Origin of the sequence: Nonomuraea sp. B5E05, from assembly GCF_039880665.1 — a bacterium.
Lineage (GTDB): Bacteria > Actinomycetota > Actinomycetes > Streptosporangiales > Streptosporangiaceae > Nonomuraea.
Genome location: NZ_JBDPMJ010000020.1, coordinates 19,070 through 43,190, shown reverse-complemented (window position 1 = coordinate 43,190; position 24,121 = coordinate 19,070). Strand labels below are relative to the sequence as shown.

At 71.9% G+C, this 24,121-nt stretch carries 27 protein-coding genes; 7 read left to right on the top strand and 20 right to left on the bottom strand.

Going from position 1 to position 24,121, the window contains the following annotated elements; genetic code table 11:
• Window positions 1–32 precede the first annotated feature (32 nt).
• The 3 genes from ABGB01_RS31435 to ABGB01_RS31425 are packed head-to-tail and all read right to left on the bottom strand — an operon-like array spanning window position 33 to window position 2,462.
• The gene (locus tag ABGB01_RS31435) at window positions 33–638 is read right to left on the bottom strand and encodes an energy-coupling factor transporter transmembrane protein EcfT (RefSeq protein WP_347777122.1); all 606 of its coding nucleotides are present in this window, start codon (window positions 636–638) and stop codon (window positions 33–35) included.
• Window positions 635–1,309, bottom strand: a complete 675-nt coding sequence (locus ABGB01_RS31430; protein WP_347777121.1) for an ABC transporter ATP-binding protein — start codon at window positions 1,307–1,309, stop codon at window positions 635–637. The genes ABGB01_RS31435 and ABGB01_RS31430 overlap by 4 nt, the downstream gene beginning before the upstream one ends.
• Window position 1,310: 1 nt before the next feature.
• A complete protein-coding gene (locus tag ABGB01_RS31425; RefSeq protein WP_347777120.1) occupies window positions 1,311–2,462 on the bottom strand; it encodes a thiolase family protein in 1,152 nt (383 codons plus the stop codon).
• A gap of 176 nt (window positions 2,463–2,638) precedes the next feature.
• On the opposite strand from ABGB01_RS31425, the gene ABGB01_RS31420 reads away from it, so the two are divergent.
• Window positions 2,639–3,829 carry a transposase gene (locus tag ABGB01_RS31420; RefSeq protein ID WP_347777119.1) on the top strand — a complete coding sequence of 397 codons (1,191 nt, stop codon included), beginning with the start codon at window positions 2,639–2,641 and terminating at the stop codon, window positions 3,827–3,829.
• 32 nt (window positions 3,830–3,861) lie between these two features.
• Here ABGB01_RS31420 and ABGB01_RS31415 read toward each other — a convergent pair whose 3' ends face one another.
• The 3 genes from ABGB01_RS31415 to ABGB01_RS31405 all read right to left on the bottom strand — a co-directional run bounded on the left by ABGB01_RS31415 (window position 3,862) and on the right by ABGB01_RS31405 (window position 6,623).
• The gene (locus ABGB01_RS31415) at window positions 3,862–5,232 is read right to left on the bottom strand and encodes an AMP-binding protein (protein ID WP_347777118.1); all 1,371 of its coding nucleotides are present in this window, start codon (window positions 5,230–5,232) and stop codon (window positions 3,862–3,864) included.
• 7 nt (window positions 5,233–5,239) lie between these two features.
• Window positions 5,240–5,845, bottom strand: coding sequence for a biotin transporter BioY (locus ABGB01_RS31410; RefSeq protein WP_347777117.1), 606 nt, complete (start codon window positions 5,843–5,845; stop codon window positions 5,240–5,242).
• A 121-nt stretch (window positions 5,846–5,966) separates the two neighbouring features.
• A complete protein-coding gene (locus ABGB01_RS31405) occupies window positions 5,967–6,623 on the bottom strand; it encodes a TetR family transcriptional regulator C-terminal domain-containing protein (RefSeq protein WP_347777116.1) in 657 nt (218 codons plus the stop codon).
• A 92-nt stretch (window positions 6,624–6,715) separates the two neighbouring features.
• Between ABGB01_RS31405 and ABGB01_RS31400 the strand changes: the two genes are divergently transcribed.
• On the top strand, window positions 6,716–7,384 hold the full coding sequence (locus ABGB01_RS31400) for a GAP family protein (RefSeq protein WP_347777115.1): 669 nt from the start codon (window positions 6,716–6,718) through the stop codon (window positions 7,382–7,384).
• 46 nt (window positions 7,385–7,430) lie between these two features.
• Here the strand turns inward: ABGB01_RS31400 and ABGB01_RS31395 are convergent, their stop codons facing one another.
• Both ABGB01_RS31395 and ABGB01_RS31390 read right to left on the bottom strand, forming a co-directional pair.
• Entirely contained in the window at window positions 7,431–8,648 is a 1,218-nt protein-coding gene (locus tag ABGB01_RS31395) for a DUF6596 domain-containing protein (protein WP_347777114.1), read from the bottom strand.
• A 197-nt stretch (window positions 8,649–8,845) separates the two neighbouring features.
• On the bottom strand, window positions 8,846–9,787 hold the full coding sequence (locus ABGB01_RS31390; protein WP_347777113.1) for a site-specific integrase: 942 nt from the start codon (window positions 9,785–9,787) through the stop codon (window positions 8,846–8,848).
• Between the two features lie 160 nt (window positions 9,788–9,947).
• Between ABGB01_RS31390 and ABGB01_RS31385 the strand changes: the two genes are divergently transcribed.
• From ABGB01_RS31385 to ABGB01_RS31375, 3 genes are all read left to right on the top strand, one after another.
• Complete coding sequence (locus ABGB01_RS31385; protein WP_347777112.1) at window positions 9,948–10,442, top strand: DUF6653 family protein; 495 nt, start codon at window positions 9,948–9,950, stop codon at window positions 10,440–10,442.
• A 72-nt stretch (window positions 10,443–10,514) separates the two neighbouring features.
• Window positions 10,515–12,059, top strand: coding sequence for an MFS transporter (locus tag ABGB01_RS31380; RefSeq protein WP_347777111.1), 1,545 nt, complete (start codon window positions 10,515–10,517; stop codon window positions 12,057–12,059).
• Window positions 12,060–12,176: 117 nt separating this feature from the next.
• Complete coding sequence (locus ABGB01_RS31375; RefSeq protein ID WP_347777110.1) at window positions 12,177–12,791, top strand: TetR/AcrR family transcriptional regulator; 615 nt, start codon at window positions 12,177–12,179, stop codon at window positions 12,789–12,791.
• Between the two features lie 52 nt (window positions 12,792–12,843).
• On the opposite strand, the gene ABGB01_RS31370 is transcribed toward ABGB01_RS31375, so the two are convergent.
• The 4 genes from ABGB01_RS31370 to ABGB01_RS31355 all read right to left on the bottom strand — a co-directional run bounded on the left by ABGB01_RS31370 (window position 12,844) and on the right by ABGB01_RS31355 (window position 14,654).
• Window positions 12,844–13,206, bottom strand: coding sequence for a Tn3 family transposase (locus ABGB01_RS31370; RefSeq protein ID WP_347777109.1), 363 nt, complete (start codon window positions 13,204–13,206; stop codon window positions 12,844–12,846).
• Window positions 13,203–13,526: a DUF4158 domain-containing protein gene (locus tag ABGB01_RS31365; protein ID WP_347777108.1), complete on the bottom strand. Its 324-nt coding sequence runs from the start codon at window positions 13,524–13,526 to the stop codon at window positions 13,203–13,205. Before ABGB01_RS31365 ends, ABGB01_RS31370 begins: the two co-directional genes overlap by 4 nt.
• 157 nt (window positions 13,527–13,683) lie before the next feature.
• A complete protein-coding gene (locus ABGB01_RS31360) occupies window positions 13,684–13,956 on the bottom strand; it encodes a hypothetical protein (RefSeq protein ID WP_347777107.1) in 273 nt (90 codons plus the stop codon).
• 44 nt (window positions 13,957–14,000) lie between these two features.
• Entirely contained in the window at window positions 14,001–14,654 is a 654-nt protein-coding gene (locus ABGB01_RS31355; RefSeq protein ID WP_347777106.1) for a DUF998 domain-containing protein, read from the bottom strand.
• 155 nt (window positions 14,655–14,809) lie between these two features.
• On the opposite strand from ABGB01_RS31355, the gene ABGB01_RS31350 reads away from it, so the two are divergent.
• Window positions 14,810–15,235 carry a hypothetical protein gene (locus tag ABGB01_RS31350; RefSeq protein ID WP_347777105.1) on the top strand — a complete coding sequence of 142 codons (426 nt, stop codon included), beginning with the start codon at window positions 14,810–14,812 and terminating at the stop codon, window positions 15,233–15,235.
• A 150-nt stretch (window positions 15,236–15,385) separates the two neighbouring features.
• On the opposite strand, the gene ABGB01_RS31345 is transcribed toward ABGB01_RS31350, so the two are convergent.
• From ABGB01_RS31345 to ABGB01_RS31325, 5 genes are all read right to left on the bottom strand, one after another.
• A complete protein-coding gene (locus ABGB01_RS31345; RefSeq protein WP_347777104.1) occupies window positions 15,386–16,417 on the bottom strand; it encodes an ABC transporter ATP-binding protein in 1,032 nt (343 codons plus the stop codon).
• Window positions 16,414–17,175, bottom strand: a complete 762-nt coding sequence (locus ABGB01_RS31340; RefSeq protein ID WP_347777252.1) for an ABC transporter permease — start codon at window positions 17,173–17,175, stop codon at window positions 16,414–16,416. The genes ABGB01_RS31345 and ABGB01_RS31340 overlap by 4 nt, the downstream gene beginning before the upstream one ends.
• 99 nt (window positions 17,176–17,274) lie before the next feature.
• Window positions 17,275–18,066: a molybdate ABC transporter substrate-binding protein gene (gene modA, locus ABGB01_RS31335; protein WP_347777103.1), complete on the bottom strand. Its 792-nt coding sequence runs from the start codon at window positions 18,064–18,066 to the stop codon at window positions 17,275–17,277.
• A gap of 10 nt (window positions 18,067–18,076) precedes the next feature.
• Window positions 18,077–18,487, bottom strand: coding sequence for a helix-turn-helix transcriptional regulator (locus tag ABGB01_RS31330; RefSeq protein ID WP_347777102.1), 411 nt, complete (start codon window positions 18,485–18,487; stop codon window positions 18,077–18,079).
• Window positions 18,488–18,630: 143 nt separating this feature from the next.
• Window positions 18,631–20,067 carry an FAD/NAD(P)-binding protein gene (locus ABGB01_RS31325; RefSeq protein WP_347777101.1) on the bottom strand — a complete coding sequence of 479 codons (1,437 nt, stop codon included), beginning with the start codon at window positions 20,065–20,067 and terminating at the stop codon, window positions 18,631–18,633.
• 191 nt (window positions 20,068–20,258) lie between these two features.
• On the opposite strand from ABGB01_RS31325, the gene ABGB01_RS31320 reads away from it, so the two are divergent.
• Entirely contained in the window at window positions 20,259–21,338 is a 1,080-nt protein-coding gene (locus ABGB01_RS31320; RefSeq protein ID WP_347777100.1) for a helix-turn-helix transcriptional regulator, read from the top strand.
• Window positions 21,339–21,429: 91 nt separating this feature from the next.
• On the opposite strand, the gene ABGB01_RS31315 is transcribed toward ABGB01_RS31320, so the two are convergent.
• The 3 genes from ABGB01_RS31315 to ABGB01_RS31305 all read right to left on the bottom strand — a co-directional run bounded on the left by ABGB01_RS31315 (window position 21,430) and on the right by ABGB01_RS31305 (window position 24,039).
• Window positions 21,430–21,744, bottom strand: a complete 315-nt coding sequence (locus ABGB01_RS31315; protein ID WP_347777099.1) for a DUF6204 family protein — start codon at window positions 21,742–21,744, stop codon at window positions 21,430–21,432.
• Window positions 21,732–22,385, bottom strand: a complete 654-nt coding sequence (locus ABGB01_RS31310) for a TetR/AcrR family transcriptional regulator (RefSeq protein WP_347777098.1) — start codon at window positions 22,383–22,385, stop codon at window positions 21,732–21,734. Before ABGB01_RS31310 ends, ABGB01_RS31315 begins: the two co-directional genes overlap by 13 nt.
• 229 nt (window positions 22,386–22,614) lie before the next feature.
• Complete coding sequence (locus ABGB01_RS31305; RefSeq protein WP_347777097.1) at window positions 22,615–24,039, bottom strand: FAD-binding oxidoreductase; 1,425 nt, start codon at window positions 24,037–24,039, stop codon at window positions 22,615–22,617.
• Window positions 24,040–24,121: the final 82 nt, after the last annotated feature.

The following is a 24,121-nucleotide window of genomic DNA, read 5'->3' as shown; positions in this document are numbered from 1 at the left end:
GGGTGAGATTATATAAGTCAACATGGGGATAGTCAGTCGTCCAGCCCGCGTGCGCTGAGCGCCTCCCCCAGCGCGTCGGCGTGCCGCAGCGAGCTCACCACCAGCGGCACGGCGAAGGCGCGCAGGCTGCGCTCGACCCCTCTGGCCCGCTGCGCCTCCCGGACGCGCACGGCCAGCGCCGCGATGACGGGCACACTGCGTACGGTCAGCGACAGCAGCAACGACAGCCGGAACGGGTCGAGCCCGACCAGCCTCGCCGGCCCCAGACACCGTTCCAGCGCCGCCATCATGGCCGACGTGCGGGTGGTCAGCGTGATCAGCCCCGCCATCGCGACGGCCAGCACCACCCGCAGCGTGGTGACCGCCGCCCCCTCCAGGCCGACGAACACCCACTGCAGCCCGAACAGCGCCACCACGAAATAACGCACCGGCCGCACCTGCGCCCACGCCGCCGCCGGCCCCACCCGCGACACCGCGTAGAGCCCGGCCACGACGGCCGCCGCGCCGCCCAGCGCCGCCGGCGAGGACAGCAGCACCAGCACCGTGCAGGCCACGGCCAGCCCGGCCAGCTTCGCCCCGGCCGGCAGGCGGTGCAGCGGCGAGGAACCCGGCACGTAGGCGCCGGTCAGGCCGTTCACGCCATCATCTTCCTGTAGTGGCCGATGGCCTCCTGCGGGCTGCCGTCGGCCACGATCCGGCCCTGGTCGAGCACCAGCACCCGGTCGAAGTCCGCCAGCAGCGGCAGGTCGTGACTGACCGCCACCACCTGCTGCGGCAGCCCGCGCAGCACCTCGGCGACCTGACGGGAATGGCGCAGGTCCAGCAGCGTGGTCGGCTCGTCCATCACCAGGATGTCCGGCTGCAGCACCATCACCGAGCACAGGGCGAGGAGCTGCTTCTGGCCGCCGGACAGATGGTGCGCGGGATGGTCGGCGTGCCCGGCCAGCCCGTACGCGGCCAGCGCCTCGTGCACCCGCCGCTCAGCCTCCTCCCGCTCCAGGCCCTTGCGGCGCAGGGAGAAGGCGACGTCCTCGGCCACCGTCGGCATCACGATCTGCGCGTCGGGATCGGTGAACAGGAACCCGACGCCGCGCCGGATCTTCGCCGCCTGCCGTCGGGTGTCGAGGCCGAGCACGGTGACGCTGCCCGAGGTGGGCACGGCCAGGCCGTTGATCAGCCTGGCCAGCGTGCTCTTGCCCGAGCCGTTGGCGCCGACCACGCCGACGCGCCGCTCGGGAAGGCGGGCGGTGACGCCGCGCAGCACGTCACGGCCGCCCAGCCGGACGTGCACGTCCGCGAACTCGATCACCTCACACCACCTCGAACAGCGCGGCCACGCCCAGGCCGCCGCCGACCGCGGCCGTCGCCAAGCCGAGCGTGCCCGGCGGGGCGCCGGCACGGACGAGCCGGGTGAACAGCCTGGCCACCACGACCGCCCCGGAGGCGCCCCACGGATGCCCCAGCGCCAGCGCGCCCCCGTCGGGGCACACCCGCTCCCCGTCGGCCCCGAGCGGGTCGAGCCCGAGCGCGTCGGTGACGGCCAGCACCTGCGCCGCGAACGCCTCCACGATCTCCACCGCCGCCACCCGTTCCACCTCGACCCCCGCACGCGCGAGCACCCGCCGCACGGCGGGCACCGGCCCCCACCCCGGCAGCCCGGGGTCGCACCCGACGACGGACCCGGCCACCAGCCGCATCCCCGGAAGGCCCGCGCGCAGGTGGTCGGGCACGATGGCCACGGCCGCCGCGCCGTCGCTCACCGGGGACGCGTTGCCGGCCGTCACTGTACCCCCGGCCACGAACGCCGCGGGCAGCCGGGCCAGCGACGACGCCCGCAGCGGCCGCGGCCGCTGATCGTCGGCCCGCCCGCCGACCGGCACGATCTCCTCCTCGAAGCGCCCCGCCGCGCGGGCGGCCAGCGCCGCCGCATGGCTACGGCAGGCGTAGGCGTCCTGGCGCTCCCTGACGACGCCGCACGAGGCCGCCAGCGCCTCCGCAGCCGGACCCATGTCCGGGTCGGCGTGCCCTATGGGGGTGAAAGGCGCCCTGGCGTACGGCTCCGCCTCCCCCCGGCGGGTGCGCAGCGGCGCGGTCGACGCGCTCTCGACGCCTCCCGCGATCACCAGGTCCGCGTCACCGGAGCGCACCGCCTGCGCGGCGAGCAGGATCGCGGCCAGGCCGCTGCCGCACTGCCGGTCGACCGTGACCCCCGGCACCGCGTGCCCGAGACCGGCGGCCAGCGCGGACACCCGCGCCACGTTCCCGCCAGGACCCATGCAGTTGCCCAGCACCACGTCCTCCACCGCCCGCCCGGCCCCGGCCCCGACACCAGCCCCGGCACCCGTCACGTCGTTCACCACCGCGGCGATCACGGGGGCGGCCAGCCGGTCGACGGTCAGCTCCTTGTACGCGTGCCCGGCCGTGCCGATGGGCGTGCGCCGCGCCGCCACCACGACGGCCATCAGTACCTCCCGAGGGGACCGGCGGCTTCAGCCGTCGGGGGAATCGGGAGCGGGAGGGCGGCCAAGGCCCGAGCGTGCAGTGACCTGTCAGGTTTGCGCATCAGGGATGTCCTTCCGGATTTTGTCGGTGCCAGCAGATATCGTGGTCGTGCCGTTACCGAACGTGGGAGGTGGGTGTGCGGAGGTCGTTCAAGTTCCTCATGCGTCCGACCGCGCATCAGCAGGCCGCGCTCACCGCGTGCCTGGATGACCACCGTGCCCTGTACAACGCGGCGCTTGAGGAGCGGCGCGAGGCGTACAAGCGGTCCAAGGTGTCGATCCGGTACGGCGACCAGTCCGCCCAGCTCAAGGAGATCCGCGCCTACGACCCCGATCAGGCGCGCTGGTCGTTCTCCTCCCAGCAGGCCACCCTGCGCCGCCTGGACAAGGCGTTCCGCGCGTTCTTCGACCGCGTCAAGGCCGGTCGCGCTCCGGGCTTCCCGCGTTTCAAGGGCCGGGGCTGGTTCGGCACGGTTGAGTGGCCCAAGGACGGCGACGGCTGCCGGTGGGACTCCCAACCCGAGCACCCGTCCGCCACGTTCGTCCGCCTTCAAGGCGTCGGGCATGTCCGCGTGTGCCAGCACCGCCCGGTGCGGGGCCGGGTGAAGACGATCAGCGTAAAGCGGGAAGGCCCCCGCTGGTACGTCGTCCTGTCGTGCGACGACGTACCCGCCGAGATCCTGCCCGCCACGGGTGCGGTCGTCGGCGTGGACATGGGCGTGGCGTCGTTCCTGACCACCTCGGACGGTGAGCAGGTCGGCAACCCGCGACACCTCGCGGCGTCCGCTGGGAAGCTGGCAGCCGCTCAGCAGGACCTCGCCCGTAAGAAGCGCGGGTCCAAGCGCCGCCGTAAGGCGGTCGCCCGCGTCGCAGCCCTGCACGGCAAGGTCCGGCGTCAACGGCTCGACGGCGCGCACAAGGCCGCGAACGCCCTGATCCGCGACTACGACATGATCGTGCACGAGGACCTGCTGATCGCGAACATGACCAAGAGCCCAGCCCCGAAACCGGACGGAGAAGGCGGCTACCTGCCCAACCGCGCGGCGGCCAAGGCCGGACTGAACAAGAGCATCCTGGACGCGGGTTGGGGGGTGTTCCTGGGCATCCTCGCGCACAAGGCTGAAAGCGCCGGTCGAGAGCTGATCTCCGTGGACCCCCGCAACACCTCCCGCACGTGCGCCCGATGCGGGCACATGGCGAAAGAGAACCGCGCCATCCAAGCCGAGTTCGCCTGTACGGCGTGCGGTCACACCGCGCACGCCGACGTCAACGCGGCGATCAACATTCTCGGGGCAGGGCTTGCCCTTCGCGAAGCCGCAGCGGCCTAGCGAGAAGCCGCCCTTCTTAGGGGGCGGAGGAGTCACCAGACCAGCCGCCGGATGTCGGGATCGCCGCCGGCCAGCCGGGCCGCCACCAGGGCGCGGGCGGGTTTGCCCGACGGCGTACGCGGCAGGCTCGGCACCGCGTACCAGCGGCGCGGCCGCTGAACCGCGTCCAGCCCGCCCCTGGCCATCGCCTCCAGCAGCTCCCGCGACGGCGGCGAGGCGCCCTCCGCCTCGAGAATCGCCGTGACCACCGAACCCAGGGACGGGTGCGGCGAGCCGACCACCACGACGTCGCCCACACCCGGCACCGTCCTGAGCACCTCTTCGACGTCCTCGGCCACGACGGTCGCGCCGCCCGTCTGGATCGCGCCCTCACCCCGGCCGCGCAACCGCAGCACCTCACCCTCCTGGTAGGGCCGCGCCACGTCGCCCACACTGGCCCAGTGGCCCGCGTCGCGCCGCAACGGGCCGGGCACGTCGGCCAGATAGCCGTCGGCCAGCCACGGCGAGCGCACCCACACCTCGCCCAGCGTTGCCCCCGGCTCGGCCCTGACCTCGATCTCCACGCCGGGGAACGGGCGCAGCCCGCCTCCGTCGGCGTCGACGGCCACGAACGACAGCTCGGTCGCGCCGTAGTACGCCACGACCTTGACCCCGGCCCGCGCCGCGGCCGCGCGCGCCCCCGGGGCGAGGCGCGCGCCGCCGACCACGGCCGTGCGCAGCGCCCCGAAACGGCGCAGGACGTCGTCCAGCAGGTGCGGCACCAGGTGCACGACGGTGGCCGCCTCCGCCCGGGCCTGCAGCGCCCTGCCGGGGCGGCGGCCGGGCACGACGGCGGTCGCGCCGGCGGCCAGCGCGTGCACGGCGGCGAAGGCGTACAGGCTGGAGGTCAGCGGCCCCGGCACCAGGACCACGTCGCCGGCGCCGATCCCGGCCAGGTCGCTGAGGTGCGCGAACGAGTCCGTCCACGACGCGCGGCGGCGTACGACGGCGCGCGGCCGGCCCGTGCTGCCGGAGCTGAAGCAGGCCCACGCCAGGTCGGCGGGGGCCGCGTGCGGGGTCATGGCCAGGCCGGGCGCGTACGGCAGCGGCTCGGCGACCAGGAGGTCGGGTGTGACCGCGCCGGTGAGGCGCGCCCAGCGCTCGCGCCCCCAGGCGGGGTCGCCCACCAGCGGCGTGGCGCCGGCCAGGTCGGCGGCGAGCACGGCGGTCAGCAGCGCGGCCGGACCGGCCAGCCCGATCGCGACCAGCGCGCCCGGGCCGATCCCCCGGCCGCGCAGGTGCCGGGCGGCGCCCTGGAGGTTCGCGGCGAGCTCGGCGTAGGAGAGCTCGCCGTCCTGGCCGCACACCGCCGTCCGCGCGGGACGTTCGGCGGCGTGCCGCAGCACGTGTTCTGCTACCGGCATCGCGGGGTCAACGCTCCCCGGTGCGCAGCCGCTCGCGGTGCACGGCGGGCACCGCGTCGGGGTAGGACGCCTGCACGCCCCTGGCGACGTAGGCCGTCACGACCGCCTTGATCACGTCGCCGGGCAGGAACGCGGCCGTGAGCAGCGCCGCCGCGCCCAGCGACACGCCGGAGACCATCGCCTGGACGGGGATCCCGACCAGGTAGACCACGCCGACGCCGCCCACCAGGCTCGCCACGAACAGCTGGATCCAGTTCGGCCGGCGGCCCGCCCGCTCGACCAGCCAGCCGGTGACGGCCGCGCCGGGCAGCCAGCCCAGCAGGAATCCCGCCGACGGCGCGGTGAAGGCGCCCAGCCCGCCGCGCCCGCCCGCCAGCAGCGGCAGGCCGGCCGCGACCAGCACGAGCAGCACGGCGACGGCCAGCGCCGCCCGCCAGGAGCCGAGGATCGCGCCCGCCAGCATCACGCCCGCGGTCTGCAGGGTGATCGGGACCGCGTTGCCGAAGACGTTGATGGTGCCCGGCAACCCGAGCACGGCGATCAGCGCGGCGAACACGGCCACTCTCGCCAGGTCGCCCGTGGGGAACCTGTGCTGCTTCCCTTCATCCTTCATGGGGTCGATCTCACACCAGAACGGCACGCTTCAGTCATGGAGGTATCCCACAACATTCAACTCGATCATCTGCCGCCGGGATACGTGACGCCGGCCAGAGCGCCGTCCCGGTCTGCGGAGATCAGCGGTTCTGCGGGTGGTGCGCGGGAGGATCCGGCCGGGGCACGGCACGCAGCAGGGCACGCAGCAGGTGTCCGGCGGTGCCGGCGGACACCTGGCCGGGGGTGTTGACGATCTGGGAGGCGAGCCCGTCGACGAACGTGTGCAGGAGAGCCGCCCAGAGCTCGACCTCGGCATCGGGGTGCGCGGCCGTGGCCTGGCCCGGGTCGCGGACCGGCTCGTGTCCGCGCAGGGCGGCGACGCACTGGCGGTGTAGCGCCCGCTGGTCGTTCCACGTCACCGAGCCCCCTTCCTGAGGGTGGTGACGCTCCCATTCCACGACCGCCGACCACAGCGCGTACTCCTCGCGCCGCTCGTCGTCGAGCGGCAGCATCTCCTCCACGATGGTGGCGACCTGCTCGACCACCGAACCTTCGGTACGGGGCCGCTGGACGCGCGGGAGGACCCGGCGGCGCAGGGCGTCGGTGGTGGCCTGCACGACGTAGGCCTGCAACGCGTGCTGATTGCTGAAGTAGTGCCGCAGGGACCCGGTGGACCAGCCGGCTTCGGCGGCGACGCCGCGGACGGTCACGCCGGCCAGCCCTTCGCGCAGGATGATCCGGATGGCCGCCTCGCCGAGCTCGGCCCGTCGCTGGTCGTGGTCAACGAGTCGTGGCACGTCCACATGGTAGTACGCACGTGCTAACACGCCTGTGCTACCGTACTGACACGGGTGTGTTATTAAGGTTCGTTGACCCCTGTAGGAGACGTGTGCCGATCGAGATGATCGTGGCGGTGCTGGGGCTGGCCCTGCTCGATACGCTGAGCCCCGCGGTGATCGGGATCACCCTCTATCTGCTGCTGGCCAGGCCGCACCGCGTGGGCCTGCTGCTCGGCGGCTATCTCGGCACGGTCGCGATCGCGTACTTCACCCTGGGCGTGCTGCTCATGCTCGGCCTGGGCGCTGTCGTGCCCCGCGTCGACGACACCGTGTGGGCCTGGGGGCAGGCCGTCTTCGGCGCGGCCCTCGTGGTGGGCAGCTACTTCATCCCGGATCGGGACCCCGGACGCGCGTCCGTCAGGGCACGGTCCTTCACCATGCGCTCGATGTTGCTGCTGGGGCTGGCGACCTGGCTGTTCGAGTTCGCCACCGCCGTGCCCTACTTCGGCGCGATCGGCGTCATGACCCTCGCCGGCCTGCCCGCCGCCCAATGGTCGCCGCTCCTCGGCGTCTACGTGACCATCATGGTGATCCCCGGCGTCCTGCTCTTCGCCGCATGGGCCGCCCTGGGCGAGCGGACCCGCGAACGGTTCGAACGGTGGCAGGGCAGGCTCGACTCCGGCTCCCGCACCACCCTGCGCTGGATCGTCGGGATAGCGGGAGTCCTCATCCTGCTGGACGCGTTGCCCGCCCAGATCACCATCACCGCGGGTCCGTGAGGTCCCTCCGTGTCGGTCCCCACGTCGCTCAGATGAGATCGCCGGCCTAGAGCAGGTAGCGCTGCTCGACCTGGTTCGCGGTCAGGTCGGCCGCCTGACGGTAGAGCGCGGCTGCCCGCGTGGTGTTGCCGGTCATCTGGAGCAGGTGGGCGCGGACCGCGTGCTCCCGCTGCCTGGTGAGCGGGAGCCGGTCCAGGTGGTGGCGCTGGTTGAGGTCGTCCAGGAGCGCCAGGCCGCGGGCCGGTCCGTGGGCGTGGGCCACCGCCACCACGCGGCTGAGCTGGACCGGTGCGGTGGGGGTGAGCCGTTCGAGCCACAGGTACAGCATGGCGATCTGAGCCCAGTCGGTCTGGTCGGGTGAGGAGGCAGCGGAGTGCACGGCGGCGATCGCGGCCTGAAGCTGGTAGGGCCCCGTCTGGTTGCGGTTCCGGACGCCGTCGATGAGAGCGGTGCCCTCGTCGATCAGGTCGTGGTCCCACCGGGCGCGGTCCTGCTCGTCCAGGGGGACCAGGTCACCGCCATCGGTGCGGGCGGCGCGCCTGGACTCGGTGAGCAGCATCAGCGCCAGCAGGCCGGTCACCTCGGCGTCGTCGCCGAGCGTGGCGTGAAGCATGCGGGTCAGCCGGATGGATGCGCGAGTCAGGTCGACGCGGGCGAGCCGGTTGCCGGCGGTGGCGGTGTAGCCCTCATTGAAGATCAGGTAGAGCACCCGCATCACGGCGGCCACACGGTTGTCGCGGTCGGCGTCGGTGGGCGGTGTGAAGCGGGCTCCGGCGCGGGCCAACTGCTGTTTGGCGCGGCTGATCCGGGCGCCCATGGTGGGCGCGGTCGTACCGTGGGCGTGTGCGATCTCGGCGGTGGTCAGGCCGCCGACCGCGCGCAGCGTGAGCGCCACCTGGGAGGTGGGGTCCAGCGCGGGATGGCAGCACAGCAGCAGCAGGGTCAGGCTGTCGTCGGTCTCGCGTGCGGGATGTGCCCGTCGCTCGGGTCCTTGCATGGCCAGCTCGGCCACTCCGGCCTGCTGCTCGCGGCGGTGGCGGGCCTGGTCGGAGCGGATCAGGTCGACCATGCGCCGGTATCCAACGCGGATGAGCCAGCTGCGCGGGTTCTCCGGGACGCCCTCGGCCGGCCAGACCTGGCTGGCGGTCAGCAGCGCCTCCTGCACTGCGTCCTCGGCGATGTCGAACCGGCCGAAGCGGCGGACCAGCGCGCCGAGCACCTGCGGCGCCTCGGTGCGCAGCAGGTGCTCGTGCTCGTGGTTCACGCCGCGAAGTCCTCACCCATGATCGGGCGGATCTCGATCGGTTCGCCGAGCACCTCGACGATGCGTGCGGCGATCTCGACGGCGCGCTCCTTGCCGGCTACGTCGATCACGGCGAAGCTGGCCAGGACCTCCTTGAAGGGGCCAGACCAAGTACGAGAGAAAGGGGCAGTGTCCTGCTCTACCTGAGAGATCGCTGATCAGTGGGTACGGCGGCGGGGTGCCAGGACCTCGGTGACCTTGGCGATGGCTTCGGCGCCGGGCTTGACGTACCGCATGGCGGTCCGGGGGTTCTTGTGCCGGGTCTTGCCCATGATGAGCTGCAGCGGGACTTCGGCCTCGCCGAGGTGGGTGGCGGCGCTGTGGCGCAGCTGGTGCAGATCGAGGCCGGCGTACTTGTCCAGCAGGACGCGGGCGCGGTCGTAGCCGAGGCGGGCGCGGCCGGTGTGCGGGCAGATGTCGGCGGCGGCCGGGCGGCGGGCCGGGACGGGGCGGCGTTCGGACAGGAACAGCGGACCGTGCGTGCGCGTGCTGCCGTCCGGGAGTCGGAGCAGGCGGGGCAGCAGGTGGGCGGTGCCACTGTCCCAGTACACCCACTCCACGGCGCCGCCCTTGGACCGGACGGGGGCGCGCCGGTGCTCCAGGTCGAGGTCCTCGACGTTGAGCGCGAGGATCTCGGCCGCTCTGGCCGCCGTTTCATAGAGCATCCGCCAGAGCGCCCGCTCGCGAAGGGGGATATCGCGGCGGGACAGCAGCCGGTGGACGGTGGTCTTGGCCACGGCGCGGGTCTCGTCGGCGGTTTCCTTGCGGCGTTCGGCGTCCGCCGGGACCGAGGGCGCGGCCCAGTGCTTCTTGGTCTGGCACCAGGTGAGCCAGGAGGTGACGGCGGCGCGGTTGCGGTTCCAGGTGGCCGGCGCGCTTGCTCCCCACAGCTCGGTGAGCGCGGTGCCGATCTCGGCGTCGGCGACTTCGGCGAGCGGCCGGTCCCGGCCGACCAGCGCGATGACCCGGTCGATGGCCGAGGCGTAGGCGCGATGTGTGTTGGGGTTGGCCGTGCGCTGGGTGGCCAGGAAGGCGTCGGCGGCCGCGGCGAGGCTGACGTCTCCGCCACGCAGGGCGGTGATCTTCGGCGCGGCGCTCATCATTATCACGTACATGGTGTGACGGACTGGAGTGGGCGACGAGGTTCCATGGTCGGGACCGTTGGCCGTTCGCCACCTTGAAAACATTTGTAGAAACTGGTTTTATGGATGCATCGGTTGGAGCGCCTCCTGCTCCGCCCCTTTCCCGATGAGGAGCATCATGAAGCTGACCCAGGCCGCCGCCGCGACGTTCGGTCTCAACGAGGAGTCGTGGAAGCGCCACGCGAACGCGTGGAGCGTGTGGACCCGGATGGCGGGCGTGCTGCCGATCCTGGCGCCGATCTACTTCCGGGAGGAGCTCGGCTGGTGGGCACTGGCCCCGATCGCCGCCGGGGTGATCTGGATGTGGATCAACCCGCACGCCTTCAAGCCCGTCTATGAGCCGCGCCGCTGGGCGGAGAAGGGCATCTACGGCGAGAAGATGTACGCCGCCGACCACTCGCTGGCCGCCGAGGCGCACCGCCCGGCGATCCGCTGGCTGATCGCCCTGGCCGCCGCCGGGCTCGGGATCATGGTGTACGGGCTCGTCACGATCGAGGCCTGGCCGTCGGTGTTCGGCCTGACACTGATCTTCATCTCCCAGCTGTGGCAGATCGACCGCTTCGTCGCCATCTACGAAGAGGGCCTGCGCCGCACCTCCCCCGACAGCAACTGACCCTGCCCGTGGCCGGCGACCGCGTCCCGGCCACGGGAGCCCTCGAACCCCTTGAAGGTGAGAAACCCTGTCATGCACACCCCCGGAACGGCGCACCCGCGCCGCTGGTGGATCCTGGGAGCGCTCTGCCTGAGCCTGCTCGTCCTGGTGATCGACAACACCATCCTCAACCTCGCCATCCCCTCACTCATGCGCGAGCTCGGCGCGTCCCCGCAGGACATCCAATGGATCATCAGCGCGTACACGCTGGCCTTCGCCGGGCTGCTGCTGACCGCCGGCGGGCTGTCGGACCGCTACGGCCGCAGGCGCATGCTGACCGCCGGCCTGACAGTGTTCGCGCTGGCCTCCCTGCTGGCCACCTACGCCGGCTCACCCGAGATCCTGATCGCCGGGCGGGGGTTGATGGGCGTCGGCGCCGCGCTGGTCATGCCCGCCACCATGTCCATCCTCATCACCGTGTTCGACGAGACCGAGCGGCGCAAGGCCATCGCCGCCTGGAGCACCGTGTCCCTGGCCGGCGTGCTGGCCGGGCCCTCGCTGGGCGGCTTCCTGCTGGATCACTTCTGGTGGGGGTCGGTGTTCCTGATCAACGTGCCCGTCGCCGTCGTCGCGATCGCCGCCGCGATGTTGCTGATGCCGGAGTCCACCGGCGGAGCCGGGCGCAGCGACGGCGTGGGCGCGCTGCTGTGCACCACCGGGATGGTCGCCGTGGTGTACGCCGTCATCGGCGCTCCCGAGCACGGCTGGGACAGCCCTGTCACCACCGGAGTACTGGCTTTCGGGCTGGTGGTCATGGCCGGCTTCGTGGCCTGGGAGTTGCGCACAGCCACGCCGATGCTCCCGCTGCGGGTCTTCCGCGACCGCACCTTCACCGGCGGCACGCTGGCGGTGATGCTGCTCGCGTTCGCCGCGGCCGGCATGATGCTCGCGCTCACCCAGTACATCCAGCTCGTCGCCGGCTACGGCGTGCTTCAGGCCGGGATGGCGATGCTGCCCTTCGCCGCCTCCTCCGCCGCGTTCAACCTGGCCGGCGCCACGCTCGGCCGCCGCTTCAGCAACCGGGCCATGGTCACCACCGGCATGCTCGTCACCGCCGCAGGATTCCTGCTGCTGGCCACGCTGACCCAGGCCGACGGCTATCCGCTGCTGGCCGTCGCCCTGATGATCCTGGGCATGGGCGCCGGGCTGGCCACCCCCGCAGCGGTCACCGCGCTGATGGGCGCGATCCCGCCGAAGGACGCCGGCGCCGGGTCGGCGATGAACAGCACCATCTCCCAGGCTGGCAGCGCCCTGGGCATCGCCGTGCTGGGCAGCGCCCTGACCGCCGGCTACCAGTCCCGGCTCCCCGGCGGACTACCCGCCGCCGTCCAGGAGTCCCTGGCCGGTGCTCTGGCCACCGGCCAGCAGGCGATCATGGGCTTGGCCCGGCAGGCGTTCGCCGGTTCCATGTCGTTCGTCATGCTCGTCGGTGCCGTGCTCGCGGCAGGCGCCGCCGTGGTGGCCTTCACCCTGCTCCGCCCCCGCCGCACCACACCGGCCGAAACCGCCACCGAGCCCGCCACCGAGCCCGCCACCGTGCGCGCTGCCGAGGACCGGCGAACATCAGCGAACGACTAACTCTCGACGCCGCCGACGGCACCATCCCTCAGGAGCACGGGGCGAGCGGGCTCGCCGTTCGGCCGCCGCTGCCGTGAAACCATATGCACCTGACGTTCAGATGAAGGAAGGTTGACCATGCCGCCCGCGTTCTCCGCCGAGGAAAAGGCTCGCATCACCGCCCTCCTGCTGGAGACCGGGCAGCGCCTGTTCACCAGCCAGGGCCTGCGCAAGACCTCGCTGGAAGAACTGATGACCCCCACCGGAGTGGCCAAGAGCAGCTTCTATGTGTTCTTCGACTCCAAGGAAGCCCTGTATCTGGAGCTGATGCTGCGCCAGACCGGTGAGGTGAAACGCCGGGTCATCGACGACGGGCTGCACAGCACCGCAGACACCCGCGAAGGGCTGCGCCGTTTCCTGCGCGCCACCCTCGCCGAGTTGTCGGCCAACCCGCTGTGGCGGCGCCTGATGACCCATCCCGAGGAGATGCAGGCCGTGGCCCGCAAACTGGATCCCGCCCGGGTCACCGTCATGACCGACAACCCGGTGACGGCGCTGAGCGAGTTCGTCGCAGTCAGGAAGGACGAAGGAGAACTGATCGCCGCCGATCCGGCCGTGATCATCGGTGTGCTGCAGTGCGTGCTGCTGGTGCCGATGTTCGCCGACCGGCTGGGCGAGCCCGCCGTGCGGGAGAAGATTCTCGACCTGCTGATCGACATCGTCGCCGCGGGCCTCACTCCCGCGAAGGAATGACCATCACATGATCACCGCATTGATCACCATGGCCATCGAGCGCGACGGGTGATCAAGCGGCCAGCTCGACGTCGGCGAAGTCGACCTCCTTCAGCAGGGGGTCGAACGGATCTGGCCGATGACGTAGCTCGTCGGTGGCGTACGCGCCGAAGCGGCTGATGTGGGCGCGCAGGTAGGGGGCGATCTGGCCGAGCTGGTCGGCGGTGATGCTCCGGCCTTCGGCGACCAGCTGCCGCACGATGTCGGAGATGTCCAGGGCGTTGTGGAAGACGACCAGGTTGGCCAGCAGGGTGTTGAACTTGATCAGTTTCTCCTGTTCTTCGGGGTCGTTGTCGGCCAGTACCCCGCCGAAGCCGAGCCACTTGGAGAACCCGTTGTAGGACTCGACCTTCGCCCGGCCCGCGTCGTACTTCACGCCCTGACGTTGGCGCACCAGCTTGCGATGCGCCTTCGCGCTGCGGGAGGCGCCATGGTCCGGCCAGACGTCCTCGGGCAGCTCCAGGCAGCGCCGGACGTGGCGATCACCACATCGGGGATCTCGTCCGGGGACGGGAAACGCGCCATCTTCTGAAAGCACTTCAACGCCAGCACCAGCGCGAAGCGCGACTCCGGGCTGCCGGTGCGCTGTTCGGCCCAGGCCACCTCTTCCGACGACGGCGTGAAGAACACGTGCAGCACCCGCGCCGAGGTCAGCCGCTTGAACTGCGGGTAGGCGGTCCGCTCGATCCACGTCATCCCAGGCCGTCCCTCGCCTCGATCCCGGCGTCCAGACGCCGAAACCGTAGCGGCGATCAACCCCGCCGAACGACCTTGTTCATCAAACCGCAACCAAACCCACGCAGAGGGTCACCTCAGGCTGACGATCGCGGCGTCTGACCAGCGGCTCAGCGGCTCACTGCCCCTTTCTCTCGTACTTGGTCTGGCCCCCCTTGAGCTCGGCGAAGGGACCGTCGGTGGCGACCACCTTGTCACCTTTGCGGTGGACGGTGGTGCTGACCGCGGGGTGCCCCAGGCCCTCGCTGGTGACGAACTCGCCGGAGGCGATCAGCTCCCGCTCCAGCTTTTGGTAGGTCGCGAAGGCGGCCAGCGCCTCCTCGGACGGGACGTCGGCGGTGGCGGCGTCCCACTCGGCGGCCGGAGTGTAGGCGAGCAGCAGGTATTTCATGGTGAGTCCCTTGATGGATCGTCGCAGGCTATGTTAGGTGCGTCTCAGGCGGCGCGCCGCAGCGACGTCGCGAGCACGGTCGTCCAGGTGAAGGCGACCAGGCCGTTCAGGGCGATCTGGATGCTCATGTAGCCGGGCGACATCGGCACCAGCAGCACCAGCGCGGCGAGGGCGCTCAGCATGGCGGGCGGCGTCGCCCGGCGGCGGGCGCACCGGACGGTCATCACGATGGCCGCGATGGCCAGCGCGGTGAAGGCCACAGCGGCGGCGGCCGAGTGCACGATGCTGTGCCAGGACATCTGCGCGACCGGTCCCTCAGGGGTGCCGACCGGGAAGCCCTTCTCGGGGTCCATGGTGAAGATCCCGGCCGCCACCAGCCCGGCGCCGAAGATGCCCACCAGGATCGGCAGCGCCCGACGCCCGACCCCTTCGGTGAGCGTGCGCCTGGCGCCGGCGGCCAGCGCCAGCGCCCCCGTCCCCGCGAGGACGAAGGAGAGGATCTGGATCCACCCCAGGTCGCCGGTGGACAGCTGGCTGATGGGGTGCCGGGTGATGTCGAAGCCCTCACGGGTGAGCATCTGCGTGATCGCCGAGGCGAAGAAGAGCGGCCCGGCCAGCGCTCCCGCCAGCAGCAGGCGTCCGGATGTCCGAGCGGTCCTGCGGACGGGAACGCCGGTGGCAGTGGTGGTGGCGGTCATGACGTCCTCCCTTGTCAGTGGGTTCTCGCTCGTTACCTCGGACCCGCATCGGCTCTCTTGACGGCGGTCGAATGTGATTCAGACCACACTGATTCCGTGTCAAGGCCCGGCAGAGGTCTCCGAGGTACCGGCGAGCAACCACAGAGGAGGACAACATGATCGAGACCCAGCAGCCCAGCCCCGAGTTGAAGGCCCTGGACCGCCTGGTCGGTACCTGGAGGGTCGCCGGCGGTGCGGAGGGCACCGTGCGCTACGAGTGGATGCCGGGCCGGTTCTTCCTGGTCCAGCATGTCGAGCTCACCCAGTTCGGCGAGCCGGTCACCGGCATGGAGATCATCGGCAACCTGCGTCCGTTCGGTGAGCCGACCGGGGCGGACGTGGTGTCGCGGTTCTACGACTCGGCGGGCAACACCTTCGACTACGTCTACGAACTGGAGGGCGACAGGCTCACCATCTGGGCCGGGGCCAGGGGCGGCCCGGCCTACTTCGAGGGCACCTTCGACGCCGACGACACCACGCTCACCGGTGAGTGGGTCTACCCCGGCGGCGGCGGGTACGCCTCCACCTCGACCCGCATCTGATCGAGGGGCCGGTCTCCCGCCCTACCCGGAGAACATGTGGTAGCGGCGAGCCGCTCTGGACGGCTCGCCGCTACCAGCCTGGCTGGCGGCCGCCGAACATCAGCCGGCCGGCGGTCGCGGCGTCGAAGCGATCGCGGATCGCGGTGCGGTTCATGCCGGATAGACGTGGGTTTCGGTCGCCTTCACCGACACCCAGACCTGCCGGCCCAGGGTCAGGTCGAGGTCGGCGACGGCGGCGGGGGTGATGTCGGCGAAGGCGGCGACGGGGCCGTCGAGGTGCACGCGGACGTTGTCGCCGTGGCGTTCGATGCCGTCGATGCGGCCCTGCCACAGGTTGCGCGGGCTGCCGTCGGGCCGGGAGCGGTAGAGCGCGACGGCCGCCGGCGGGAAGGCCACGAACACCGCTCCCTCCAGGTGTTGTGAGGTGGTCAACACCAGTTCGCCGACCTTGACCCGGGCCCCGTCGGCAACCCCCCGGTGCAGGTTGAGCCCGACCAGGCGGGCCACGTAGTCGGTGCGCGGGCGGCGGGCCACCTCGGCCGGGGCGCCCTGCTGGACGACGGCGCCGTGCTCGATGACGATCAGCCGGTCGGCCAGCACCATCGCGTCGAGCGTGTCGTGGGTGACCAGGACGGTCGCGCCGTCGAAACCGGCCAGGTGGCGGCGCAGCTGGGAACGGACCTCCAGCCGGGTGTGGGCGTCGAGGGCGGCCAGCGGCTCGTCCAGCAGGAGCAGGCGCGGCCGCACGGCCAGCGCGCGGGCCAGCGCCACCCGCTGGGCCTGCCCGCCGGACAACTGGCGCGGCCTGGCTGAGGCCCGGTCCGCCAGGCCGACGCGCTCCAGCAGCCGCGCGGCCAGACGACGGGCCTCAGCCTTGGCCACCCCCTGGCAGCGTGGCCCGAACGCGACGTTGTCGAGGGCCGAAAGGTGCGGGAAGAGCAGGTAGTCCTGGAAGACCATGCCGATCGGCCGCTGCTCGGCGGCCAGGCCGTCGATGGAGCCGCCGTCCAGCAGGATCCGCCCGCCGGTCATGGCGGTCAGCCCCGCCAGCGCGCGCAGCGCGGTGGTCTTGCCCGCGCCGTTGGGGCCGAGCAGCGCCACCACCTCACCCGGTTCGACCTCGACCTCGATGTCGAGGGTGAACGCGGCCCGTTCGACCACGAGACGAGCGTGCAGGGTCATGCCGCGCTCACCCACCGATCGCGCAGGCTGGCCAGGATGACGACGGAGACGGCCAGCAGCACCAGGCTGAGCACGATCGCCGCCTCCGGCTCGGTCTCCAGAGCCAGGTAGACGGCCAGCGGCATGGTGCGGGTGGTGCCGGGGAAGTTGCCCGCGAAGGTGATCGTCGCCCCGAACTCGCCCAGCGCCCGCGCCCAGCACAACACCGCCCCCGCCACCACGCCCGGCATCACCATCGGCAGCGTCACCCGGCGGAACACCGTCCAGCGCGAGGCGCCGAGCGTCGCGGCGGCCTCTTCGAAGCGCTGGTCAGCGGCGCGCAGCGCGCCCTCCACGCTGATCACCAGGAACGGCATCGCCACGAACGCCTCGGCCACGACCACCCCGGCGGTGGTGAACGGCAGCGTGATGCCGAACGTGGCCTCCAGCCACTGCCCGGCCAGCCCGCGCCGCCCCAGCACCAGCAGCAGCGCGACGCCGCCGACCACCGGAGGCAGCACCAGCGGCACCGTGACCAGCGCCCGCACCAGCCGCCGGCCCGGGAACTCCACCCGGGCCAGCAGCCAGGCCAGCGGCACCCCGAACAGCAGGCAGAAGGCGGTGGCGATGGTGGCGGCCACCAGCGACAGGCGCAGCGCCTCCAGCACGTGCGGCTCGGCCAGCCGCTGCGGCAGCGTGGACCAGGGCGCCCGGATCAGCAGCCCGGCCAGCGGCAGCACCAGGAACGCCAGCCCCGCCAGCGCGGGCACGACCAGCATCCACGGCAGCCGCCCTGAGACCTTGCGGCCCGCGGCCGGCCGCCCGGCGGGCGGGTCCACCGGGTGCGGCTGCTGCGGCGCGGAAGAGCTCATCGGAGATCAGGGAGCGTCGAAGCCGGCCTTGGTCAGCACGTCCTTGCCCTGATGCGACAGCACCAGGTCGACGAACTGCTTGGCCGTCTCACCGGCGGGCGCTTCGGCCAGGGTGGCGATCGGGTAGTCGTTGATGGCCTGGTCGGCCTCGGGGAAGGCGATGCCCTGGACCTTGCCCGCCGAGGCGGTCACGTCGGTCGTGTAGACCAGCGCCGCGTCCACCTCACCCAGTTCGACCTTGGTCAGCGTGGCCTTGACGTCCTGCTCCAGGGTGACCGGGGTGACCTTCAGCCCGGCCGCGTCCAGCGCCTTGACCGCGGCGGCGCCGCACGGCACCTGCTCGGCGCAGAGCGCCACCTTCACCTTGGCGTCGGTGAGGTCCTTCAGCTCGTCCACCTTGGCCGGGTTGTCCTCCGGTACGGCGATCTGCAGCTTGTTGCGTACGAACGTGGTCGGCGAGCTCGCCAGGGACGCGTCGGTGACGGTCTTCATCGTGGCCGGGCTGGCGGAGGCGAACACGTCCGCCGGCGCACCCTGGACGATCTGCTGGGCCAGGGTGGCGCTGGAGCCGAAGTTGAGCCTCACCGTGGTGCCCGGATGCGCGGCTTCGAAGGCCTCGCCGAGCTCGGTGAACGTGCCGGTCAGCGACGCCGCCGCGAACACCGTCACCTCCTTCGCGTCCCCGCCGGCGGTGGTCGCGGACGAGGCCGGCCCACCGGAGCCGCATCCGGACAGGCACACGAGCGCGAGCGCGGCCGGCAGGGCGATCGCCCTTCGGAAGAGGCGCCTGAACACCACGGCGGGCTCCTCACACATGGCTGGCCACGCGTTCGTGACCGGGGATCTCCACGACGACGTTGGTGGACTTGATCACGGCGTCCGCCACCACCCCCGGCTCCAGGCCCAGCTCGTCGGCTGCCTGGCGGCTCATCAGCGACACCACCCGGAACGGCCCGGCCGCGATCTCCACCTGCGCCATCACCGCATCGCGGATCACCTCGGTGACGATCCCGCGAAAGCGGTTACGCGCCGAGGAACGGCCGCCGTCGACCGCCTCGACCTGCGCGCGGGCGAAGGCGGCCAGATCGGCGCCGCTCACCTGCCGGTGGCCGTGCTCGTCCCGCTCCGCCGCCAGTTTGCCCGCGTCCACCCAGCGGCGGACCGTGTCGGAACTGACCCCGAGCAGCGCCGCGGCCTCGCTGATCCGGAACGTCGTCACAACCCTTTACCCTATCTCTTGCATGTGCCAGCCTGAATATCCGTATTCCACCGCAACAGCGAGTCATCTTACGCTTCTGTCATATCATCCACGGTAGCGGTCCCGAACGTCCCCGGCGAACGCCGTCTCCCGCCCTCGACTGATCAGCCGGTATGTGCGGCCAGCAGTCCGCGGACGGTACGGGCGCCCGCTGCGGCGACTCCGGGGATGCCCGAGGTGATGAACGGACCGCCGCCGGCCAGGTCGCCCACCACGTTCAGGCGCGGGTCGGCGGGGACCAGCCCTCCCGACGGGTGAAGGGCGGCCAGCCCATCGGTGAGCAGGGACGTGACCAGCGGCTCGGCGGCGCGGGGCACCGCCTGGGGCGGCGGGTTCACGGCGTTGACGACGACGTCGGCGTGCAGGTCGCCACCGTCGCCCCGGACCCGGAACCCTCCCTTCGCAGGCTCGATCTTGCGTACGCCTGCCACCATGGTGAGGTGCCCGGACTCGAACAGCCGCAGCAGGGTTGCGGCGTTCACCGGCACCATGGGCGAGGCCGTGCTGGTGGCCAGACGGAAGTGCCTGCGCAGCCGTTCACGGTCGGGCTCGGGCAGCAGCCGCCAGGCGTACGGGCCGACGGTGTGGGCGGTCTCCTGCAGCACCCGCCGCCCGATCCGCGGGTCGTCGACGGCGGCCAGTTGCCGCCGCAACCGCCGTACGGGCTCCTCCGACCCCGCCGCAAGCAACTCGGCCGTGAGGTCCGCGAAGTCCTCGCCCGTCTCGGCCAGTTCGGTGCGGAGCAGCCCGGCGAGGTCGTCGAGGGTGACGCCGCCGTGCCCGCGGCACAGCGCCTCCACCCGCTCGACGGTCACGTGCACGGGCCGGTGGCCGAGGGGACGCTGCCAGACGTGGGGCAGCATGCCGCTCCGCGACACCAGCATGATCCGGCCGGCATGGCCGCGCGCGGCGAGCGACACCACCACGTCCACGGCGGTCAGCCCGCTGCCGATCACCGCGACGTCGGCTGCCGGCGGGACTTGGCCGAGCGTGTACGCCAGCGGATAAGGATCACCCACGAACCCCGGAGAGCCTCCCAGACCGTAGTGGTCCTGCGGCATCCCCCCGCCCACGCACAGAACCACCCGGTCAGCCGGATGGTCGTGGCCGTCCTCGGTGCGCAGCGCCGGCCGGAGGCCCCCGCCGGAGCCGGCCACCGCGACGACCCGGGAGGCGACGACCCGCGTCCGCCACCCGCGCTCGCGCAGCGCGGCCAGCGCGGCCTCGGCGGTGTCGGCCAGGTACGCCCCGTAGAGCGCGCGCGGCACCAGCGGCTGTCCCAGCAGGTCGTCCCGGTGGGCGGCGGCACGCTCCGGACCCAGCCAGGAGGCATAGTGCCCCGAATCCAGATGACGGATCGACATGATGGCGGGCGGGGCGTTGACCAGAACACTGTCCAGATCGGGCCCGTATGGGCGTCCCCGCCACAGGTACGCGGACGGCTCGAACACGGTGACCTCCCCCATCCCCGTCCCGCTGACGGCCAGCGAGTCCAGCAGGCCGACCGCGGCGGCCCCGGCTCCGATGATCGCGATACGCACGACATTTCTCCCTGTTCGTCCCAGAAGGTCCTTCCGAGCCTCGTGGACGCCATGACCCCGCTCCATCCCCCGCTTGCGGGGGATCGTCAAGAGACGACCCCCTCAGATGGGGGGTTGGCGAAGGAAGGGAGAAAAGGCAAGCTGACCCGCGTCCAACCCTCGCAAGTGACCCACCGCCAGAAGGAAGCTCGATGACCCACCCGCACCGCCACGCCGAGATCCTCTCGGCTGCCGAGCGGGCCGCCAACGCGCTGGAGCTCTTCAGCTATGCCTCGGCCAGGCTGCGGCGGCACATGCCATTCGACGCCTCCGTGTGGACGGCCACCGACCCGGAAACGGGCCTGGTCACCGCACCCATGCTGGTGGAGAACCTCGGCTCCGGCGAAGGATGCGCCGCCTACTGGGAAAGCGAACTCCTGGAGGAGAACGTCCTACCGTTCCGTGACCTCGCCCGCGCGGCCGTCCCCGTGGCCGGTCTGCGCGCGGCCACGGGCGACGTGCCCGCGCGCAGCGCCCGATACCGCCGCCTGCTCGGCGATCAGGGCGTGGACGACGAACTGCGGGCCGTGCTGCGGATCGGCGACCGGCCGTGGGGCGCGGTGAGCCTGTTCCGCATGCGGGGAGGCCCGGCGTTCGCCACGCACGAGATCGCGTTGCTCGCCGATCTGTCCGGACCACTCGCCGACCGGCTGCGCCGGTTCGCTCGTCCGTCCGGATCGGAGGGCGAGCCCGGCGCCTCCGCACCCGGCCTGCTGCTGTTCGACGAGCACGGCGAGGCCACGTCGATCAATGAGGAGGCTCGGCGCTATCTCGCGCTCCTGCCGGACGGGCCATCCATGCCCACGGCGCTCGGGCTGAGGCTGCCCATCTGGCTGATCGGCACGACTCTGCAGGCGCGGGCCATCGCCCAAGGCCACGATCGAGGCAGTGCCAGGATGCGCATCCGAACCCTCGACCAGCAGTGGCTGACCTGCCGCGCCTCATGCCTGAGCGGTCCCGGCGGACGGCCAGGTCCGACAGCCCTCGTCATCGAGCCCGCGCCCCCTGCCGACCTGGCGGTTATCGTCGCCCAGGCATACGGGCTGACGCCACGGGAGTTCGAGGTCGCTCAGCTCGTGGCACGGGGCCTGTCCACCGCCGAGATCGCCTCGGCCCTGTTCATCTCTCCCCACACCGTTCGCGGTCACCTCAAGGCCGTCTTCGGCAAGGCGGGGACCTCCAGCCGCGGTGAGCTCGTCGCGCAGCTGTTCGCCGAACCTAACCGGCCGTAGCCGCCACCAGCAGTGGCCGCCGGGCATCCGAGCCGCAGCGCTCAGGCCCTCCGGCCCTGCCAGGCATGGTGGCTGTCCGGCCTCGGCGCTCTCACGCGGGCCCGGCGAGCCCCGGCCGGCGTCCGCCGCGCCGGATCCTGATGTCGCGCATGTCGGTCACCCCGATCTTCAGGATCTCGTACGGGTGCCCGTGCGCCTCCAGCGCCGCCATCGCGCCCAGAGCCGCCTCGTCCTCGCCGTCGTCCGGCCCGGCGGGCACCTGGCAGCGGAAGGTGAACGCCGAGACGCTCTGGTCGTGGGTGAACGTGCCGGCCTCGGTGAAGACGGTGCCGCTCGCCGCCAGCACCCTGGCCCGTCCGGCGTCGTCCAACCCCGCGAACTTGCCCCTGATCGTCACCCTGAACATGGTCGTTCCTCTCGTACGGCATAGGTGAGAACCCGCTCGCCGAGCACGCTCTCCACGGTGTCGAGCAGCTCCAGCACCCGCTCGGCGATCACCTCCGGCCCCTCCCCCGCGGTGGTGCGGCGGGCGATGTCGCCCAGGACCAGCGCGTGCAGCGACCCGATGTGCCAGGCCATGACGCGCGGCAGCGGGTCGTCCGCCGCCGCGCCGGTCTCCTCGGCCAGCGCGGCGGCCAGCGTGTCCGTCATCCGGCGGCCCAGACCTTCCAGCCGGGCGGTCAGCGTGGGGGCGGCGAGCATCATCTCCAGGACCCGTCCGAACCCCGGGCTGAGGCCCACCTGGCGCTCGCGCCCGCGCACCTCCTGGCGCAGCCGCCCCAGCACGGCCCCCGCCGCCGACTCGCCCGGCTCGCGTGCCCGCACGATGTCGGCGAGCCGCTGCGGCGACGCCTCGTCCGGCGGCAGGACCAGGTCCTCCTTGGACTCGAAGTAGTTGTAGACGGTGTTGACCGACACCTCGGCGGCCGCCGCGACCTCGGCGATCGTCACGCTGTCGAAGCCGCGCGCCACGAACAGGCCGAGGGCCGCCTCGGAGATGCTCTCCCGGGTCCGCCGCTTCTTCCGCTCCCGCAGCCCTTCCGTCATGAAACGGGAACCTACTGCAAAAATTAAGTCGACTGCAAATCTGCATCCGAGTGAACTCATAGCCGGGCCGTACCCGTCCGACGTCCGTCATGACGTCGGAGTCGCCGCGTCAATGCCGGCGCCGGGGTGGAGCGAGATGCCCGGTGACAGTGGCGAGGGCTTCGGCGCCGGGTTCGACGTAGCGCATAGCGGTGGGCGGCCGCCGCCCGGCGCCCCGAGACGCCGCGAGTCAGGAAGTGCCGTGGCCCGAAGGCGGGATGTTGTGGTTGATACGAAACAGCTGATTCGGGTCGTATGTCGCCTTCAGCGCGGCCAGCCGCTGGTAGCTCGCCTCGGTGTAGGCGCGCCTGACCCGCTCGGGAGCGGAGTCGTGGTCGAACAGGAACCCCGGAAGCATGGCTCCGGTGTCCCATCGCCCGAGCCGCTCCAGCACCTCGTCGGCGGCCGTGCGCGCCACCTCGGCCCGCTCGGCGGGCGCCGGCATCCGCAGCCACAGGTGGAAGGCCGCACCCTGGGTGCTGACCGCGTGAGGGCGGCCGGGCGGCCGGTTCAGCGTCCCGCCCAGGTGGCGTAGCTCGATGCCGGGGAAGGGTCCTGCGGGATTGGACGGATCGATGAACGAGACCAGTTCCCGCACGGCCTCGTCGTCCAGTTCGTGCAGCAATGCGCTGCGCAGGTGCGCCGAGACCGGGTTCTTGGGGTCCTGGTAGATCTCGGTGATCTGCGTGTACGGCAGGGCGGCGCAGGTGTTCTTCTCCGGGCCGAGCGCGCGCAACGGCTCCACCAGCCGCGCGCCTTGCTCCTCGCCCCCGGTGCAGACCACCCGGATCTGCACGAACGAGCGACCTCGGAACTCCTCGGGCAGCTGCGGCGCATCGGGCAGGCGCATCAGTGTCACCGACGATGACATCTCCTCCGGCTGCTCCTTGGCCCAGGCCAGATAGGAGCCGAGCAGGTGGGCGGCGTGCGCGGGATCCTCGCCCGGGTACCAGAGCTCACCGCCGTAGACGGTGCGCAGCGGCAGCAGGTCTATCTCGGCCGCGACCACGACACCGAAGTTGCTCTTGCCGCCCCGCACCGCCCAGAACAGGTCGGGTTCCTGGGCAGGCGAGACAGGGCGGAGCAGACCGTCGGCGGTGACGACGTCGAGCGAGCGGACGTGGTCGGCGGCGAAGCCGTACGTGCGCCCGGTCAGCGGAAGCCCGCCGCCGGTCAGGTAGCCCATCACCCCGACCTGGCCGGCGGACCCGCACAGCGGCGCGAGGCCGTGCTCGGCCGCCGCGGTGAGCACCTCGTCCCACCGCAGGCCGGCTCCGATCCTCGCGGTGCCGGCCCGGGGGTCGACCGACAGCTCGCGCAGTTGTTCGGTGGCGATGAACACGGCTCCGTCCGCGGGCACCGACTTGCCGTGCCCGGTCGACTGCACCGCGACCGGGCGTCCCACCTCCGCCGCGAACCGGACGGCGGTGACCACGTCGGCGGCATCGGCGGCGACCACGACGGCCGCGGGCCGGTGCACGACCGTCAGCAGCCAGCCGGAGCAGGCCTCCTCGAAGCCCTCGTCACCGGGGTGGAGCGTGCGCCCCCGGATCCGCTCGCGCAGGCCCGCCAGGTCGCGCCAGTCGACCGTTGAGTCCGCATGCAGCATGTCCATCATCCGCCTTTCGGGTATGTCGCTTATATGCCTGATCGAAGGATTTCGGTTGGTCGTTGGTTGCTCCAACATTGGCATGACC

What these genes read in the sequence shown, in the direction of transcription:
- ABGB01_RS31360 (WP_347777107.1), bottom strand. Translation starts at nt 13,956, where the DNA reads ATGAAATACCTGCTGCTCGCCTACACTCCGGCCGCCGAGTGGGACGCC.
- ABGB01_RS31425 (WP_347777120.1), bottom strand. Translation starts at nt 2,462, where the DNA reads ATGGCCGTCGTGGTGGCGGCGCGGCGCACGCCCATCGGCACGGCCGGG.
- ABGB01_RS31305 (WP_347777097.1), bottom strand. Translation starts at nt 24,039, where the DNA reads ATGGACATGCTGCATGCGGACTCAACGGTCGACTGGCGCGACCTGGCG.
- ABGB01_RS31385 (WP_347777112.1), top strand. Translation starts at nt 9,948, where the DNA reads ATGAAGCTGACCCAGGCCGCCGCCGCGACGTTCGGTCTCAACGAGGAG.
- ABGB01_RS31345 (WP_347777104.1), bottom strand. Translation starts at nt 16,417, where the DNA reads ATGACCCTGCACGCTCGTCTCGTGGTCGAACGGGCCGCGTTCACCCTC.
- ABGB01_RS31390 (WP_347777113.1), bottom strand. Translation starts at nt 9,787, where the DNA reads ATGAGCGCCGCGCCGAAGATCACCGCCCTGCGTGGCGGAGACGTCAGC.
- ABGB01_RS31365 (WP_347777108.1), bottom strand. Translation starts at nt 13,526, where the DNA reads ATGACGTGGATCGAGCGGACCGCCTACCCGCAGTTCAAGCGGCTGACC.
- ABGB01_RS31410 (WP_347777117.1), bottom strand. Translation starts at nt 5,845, where the DNA reads ATGAAGGATGAAGGGAAGCAGCACAGGTTCCCCACGGGCGACCTGGCG.
- ABGB01_RS31350 (WP_347777105.1), top strand. Translation starts at nt 14,810, where the DNA reads ATGATCGAGACCCAGCAGCCCAGCCCCGAGTTGAAGGCCCTGGACCGC.
- ABGB01_RS31340 (WP_347777252.1), bottom strand. Translation starts at nt 17,175, where the DNA reads ATGCTGGTCGTGCCCGCGCTGGCGGGGCTGGCGTTCCTGGTGCTGCCG.
- ABGB01_RS31380 (WP_347777111.1), top strand. Translation starts at nt 10,515, where the DNA reads ATGCACACCCCCGGAACGGCGCACCCGCGCCGCTGGTGGATCCTGGGA.
- ABGB01_RS31310 (WP_347777098.1), bottom strand. Translation starts at nt 22,385, where the DNA reads ATGACGGAAGGGCTGCGGGAGCGGAAGAAGCGGCGGACCCGGGAGAGC.
- ABGB01_RS31375 (WP_347777110.1), top strand. Translation starts at nt 12,177, where the DNA reads ATGCCGCCCGCGTTCTCCGCCGAGGAAAAGGCTCGCATCACCGCCCTC.
- ABGB01_RS31315 (WP_347777099.1), bottom strand. Translation starts at nt 21,744, where the DNA reads ATGTTCAGGGTGACGATCAGGGGCAAGTTCGCGGGGTTGGACGACGCC.
- ABGB01_RS31415 (WP_347777118.1), bottom strand. Translation starts at nt 5,232, where the DNA reads ATGCCGGTAGCAGAACACGTGCTGCGGCACGCCGCCGAACGTCCCGCG.
- ABGB01_RS31355 (WP_347777106.1), bottom strand. Translation starts at nt 14,654, where the DNA reads ATGACCGCCACCACCACTGCCACCGGCGTTCCCGTCCGCAGGACCGCT.
- ABGB01_RS31320 (WP_347777100.1), top strand. Translation starts at nt 20,259, where the DNA reads ATGACCCACCCGCACCGCCACGCCGAGATCCTCTCGGCTGCCGAGCGG.